The sequence below is a fragment of the Pseudomonas sp. MWU13-2105 genome (assembly GCF_023242315.1).
Lineage (GTDB): Bacteria > Pseudomonadota > Gammaproteobacteria > Pseudomonadales > Pseudomonadaceae > Aquipseudomonas.
Map to the genome: position 1 here is coordinate 1 of NZ_JALLIY010000051.1, position 3,142 is coordinate 3,142.

Genomic DNA, 3,142 nt, shown 5'->3' on the forward strand with positions numbered 1-3,142 from the left:
TGGGGTTGAAACCTGTGTCAGCCCGGGATCGGCTCGTGACTGAAAGCCTCGACTTCGCGAATCAGGCTCTGCGCGGCCATCATCACCAGATCGCGCCCCTTGTCCGGTGTCGCCTGCGCCGGGTCCGAGCCCATGCGGCCATCCAGATGGCGCGCGCGGAAGTCGTACGCTTCACGGATAGGCCCCCACGGCGCTATCCGCGGCGAGTACTCGGCCGTTTTGATCGAGTCTGGGTAGGCCCATTGGGTGACGGCAATCTCGGACGGCGTGGCATGAACGCCGTGCCCGGTCGGGAACTGTTCCTTGGCCAGGTCGCCGACCCCTTCGAGGTCCCACCAGTTGCACAACTTCAGCGCAAACCCCGCCGGGCGTCGGGCAAAACTGGCCTCGGCGTAGAGCTCGGAGAATGCCGCCTCAATCGACGCGACGTTGCCACCGTGCCCATTGAGGAAGAGGATTTTTTCAAATCCATGAGCCGCCAGCGAATGCACCCAATCGCCGATCGCGGCAATAAAGGTCGACGGGCGCAGCGAGATGGTGCCGGGAAAGCCGATATGGTGCTGCGCCATGCCGATGTTGAAGGTCGGCGCAATCAGGATGTCCGCGCTTTTTTGCGCTTCGCAGGCAATGATTTCGGGGCACATCCAGTCGGTCCCCAACAGGCCGGTAGGGCCGTGCTGCTCATTGGAACCGATCGGGATCACGATGGTGCGGCTGCGTTCGAGAAACTCTCCGATCTCAGCCCAGGTCGATAGATATAAAAGCATTGTCGCTTCCTCTTTGATTTCAGTTGCAGGGGGTTGATCAACTTGCTCTGTATTCAACGGCCGAGCTGTTGCGCGTTCGCGGTTTGGTCGAAATGATCACGAAGGCCGCGCACAGGAATACACAGCCCACCGCAACGACCCCCGCGTTCAGGCTGCCGGTTGCGGTTTTTGCCCAGCCGATCATGGCCGGCCCCCAGAAACCACCGCAAAGCCCGATGGTGTTGATCAAGGCAATACCGCCCGCGGCCGCATCACCCTGGATGTGCTCGGACGGCATCGCCCACAACACCGTGTAGGCCATGAACATCATACTGATCGACAGGCTTAGCAGCGCCAGCGACAGCACCAGGTTGCCGCCGGCGAAGGGATAGAGGATCAACAGGCTCGCGCCGATGGCCGCCGGCACCGCGCAGTGGTAGCGCCGCTCGCCAACCCGGTCGGAGCGACGCCCGATCCAGTACATGCCCAGGGCCGCGCCGACATAAGGAATCGCCGCATACCAACCCAATTGCCGGGTATCGTTGACGCCCAGGGTCTTGATGATTGCCGGCAGCCAGAAGCTCATGGCATAGATCGAAAAGATGATGCAGAAATACGCCGACGCCAGCACGTAGATCTTCGGATCGCGCAACACCGCCCGGAACGAATGGCTGCGCGCCGCCGTCCCACCCAGCTCGGCTTCCAGCAATTGTTTTTCTGTCGCGTTCAACCAGGGAGCATCCAGCGGTCGATCCGAAAGCACGAAATACATGAGAATGCCGAAGAGCACACACGGCAACCCTTCAATCAAAAACATCCATTGCCATCCAGCCAGGCCGCCCACGCCGGCCAGTGTGGTGATCAACCAGGCGGACAACGGGCCGCCAAGAATACCGCCAACGGGCCCGGCAATGAAGACGATTGCGATCGCCCGCGCCATGCGATTCGGGCCGTACCAGCGGGACAGGTAATAGATCATCCCCGGGGCAAACCCGGCCTCGAATACACCCAACAGAAAACGCATGGCATAAAACGTCGGCACGTCGCGCACAAACAGCATGCAGGTGGAGGTGATGCCCCACAGCACAAGGATACGGCTGAAGGTTTTCCGCGCGCCGATGCGCGGCAGCATCAGGGTACTGGGCAGCTCAAACAGGACGTAACCGATAAAGAAAATCCCCGCGCCCGCGCCATAGGCCGCATCGGACAAGCCCAAGTCACTTTGCATCTGCAGCTTGGCAAAACCGACATTGATGCGGTCCAGATAGGCAAAGACGTAGCCGATGAACAACAGGGGCAACAGCCGCCAGTTGAGCTTGTGGTAGAGGGCAAAAATGGCATCACTTCTTGCCGGCGCCAGAGAGGTTGGCATACGAGTCTCCAATTATTTTTGTTGGCTTACGTTCTTGCCAAGGAATGGTGCGCCGACTCGTTTACCGCAGCAATAGCAACTAAGTTCGTGTACTGTTGCTCTACAGACAACGGAATTTTTCTGACGGGTAAACCTGCATGCGGGAAATCAATCAACAACGACTTCGTTACTTTCACGAGGTGCTGGTGCACGGCTCGATTCGGGGCGCGGCGGAGAGCATCAATACCTCACCCTCTGTGATTACCCGTCAAATCAAGCTGCTGGAAGAGGAATTGGGCGCCAAGCTGTTCGAGCGCCAGGCCCGTGGTGTGCAGCCCACCGAGGCGGCGGCGCATTTGCTCGAGTTCTGGCGCGGCTATCGATCGCACCAGGAGAAGCTCGAAGACCAACTGCAGGCGATCAAGGGCCTGCAGCAGGGCCATGTGCGGGTCGTCATCAGCGAGGGTTATGTCGATGCTTTGGTCGACAACGTGCTCGCACCGTTCTGCAAGCAATACCCCAAGCTCGATGTCACGCTGGACATTCTGCCGGTGGACGATGTGTTGAACGAAGTGGCCGAAAACCGCGCGCACATCGGCCTGGCCTATAACCCACCCTCGCATCCGCACATCGACTATCGCGCCACGTCGCCACAGCCGGTGATGCTGCTGGTTCGCCCTGACCATCCGCTGGCGGTGCGAGGAACGGTGGTGAGTGTCGAGGATATCCTCGGCTGCAAACTGGTGCTGACACCGACGACGTTTGGTATCGGGCATGCGATCAAGATGCTTGAATATGCCGAGAAGATCGAAATCCGACCGACACTGGTCAGCAACTCACTCGCCGCCCTCAAGCGGTTGGTGGCTTCAGGGGATTTCGCGTCGTTGGCCGGGGAATTCGCGGCCTATCGGGAAATCGAGAAAGGCCAGCTGGCGGCGATCTTGATCAACCATCCGCTATTGCTGGGGGTCGAGGCAAAGCTGCTGGTGAAGTCCGGGCGACCACTGGCCGCGCCGGCGCAAGAATTGCTGAACTGGATGCTGCA

Annotated in this window: 3 protein-coding genes; 1 reads left to right on the forward strand and 2 read right to left on the reverse strand. The window is 59.8% G+C overall.

From position 1 onward, the window contains the following. Positions 1 to 17: 17 nt before the first annotated feature. A complete protein-coding gene (locus tag M5B96_RS32125) occupies positions 18 to 767 on the reverse strand; it encodes a creatininase family protein (protein WP_248801160.1) in 750 nt (249 codons plus the stop codon). A gap of 37 nt (positions 768 to 804) precedes the next feature. Next, positions 805 to 2,118, reverse strand: coding sequence for an MFS transporter (locus M5B96_RS32130; RefSeq protein WP_248801161.1), 1,314 nt, complete (start codon positions 2,116 to 2,118; stop codon positions 805 to 807). Positions 2,119 to 2,255: 137 nt separating this feature from the next. Here M5B96_RS32130 and M5B96_RS32135 point away from each other — a divergent pair. Beyond that, a partial coding sequence (locus tag M5B96_RS32135; RefSeq protein ID WP_248801162.1) for a LysR family transcriptional regulator occupies positions 2,256 to 3,142 on the forward strand: 887 nt, incomplete at its 3' end.

Excerpts from the sequence above, each read along its gene's own strand:
- M5B96_RS32125 (WP_248801160.1), bottom strand. The coding sequence starts at position 767 with ATGCTTTTATATCTATCGACCTGGGCTGAGATCGGAGAGTTTCTCGAA.
- M5B96_RS32130 (WP_248801161.1), bottom strand. The coding sequence starts at position 2,118 with ATGCCAACCTCTCTGGCGCCGGCAAGAAGTGATGCCATTTTTGCCCTC.